This is a genomic window from Streptomyces sp. CA2R106 (assembly GCF_037034245.1).
In the GTDB taxonomy this organism is placed as follows: Bacteria; Actinomycetota; Actinomycetes; order Streptomycetales; family Streptomycetaceae; genus Actinacidiphila.
The window spans coordinates 1-245 of sequence record NZ_JBAGKC010000225.1; the positions used below are offsets into that span (position 1 = coordinate 1).

At 64.1% G+C, this 245-nt stretch carries 1 protein-coding gene; it reads left to right on the forward strand.

Features of this window, described 5'->3' with window-relative positions:
- Positions 1-245: beta-ketoacyl synthase N-terminal-like domain-containing protein (locus WA788_RS35855; protein WP_335984741.1), on the forward strand; the 245-nt coding region annotated here is incomplete at both ends.

Genomic DNA, 245 nt, shown 5'->3' on the forward strand with positions numbered 1-245 from the left:
CATCTTGAGGGGTTGATGGGCACGGGTAACGCGACGAGTGTGATTGCGGGTCGGTTGTCGTACACGTTCGGGCTGGAGGGCCCGTCGGTGAGTGTGGATACGGCGTGTTCTTCGTCGTTGGTGGCGTTGCATCTAGCCGTTCAGGCGCTGCGTGCGGGTGAGTGCGAGATGGCGTTGGCCGGTGGGGTGACGGTGATGGCCACGCCGGAGGCGTTTGTGAACTTCAGCCGTCAGCGGGGGTTGGC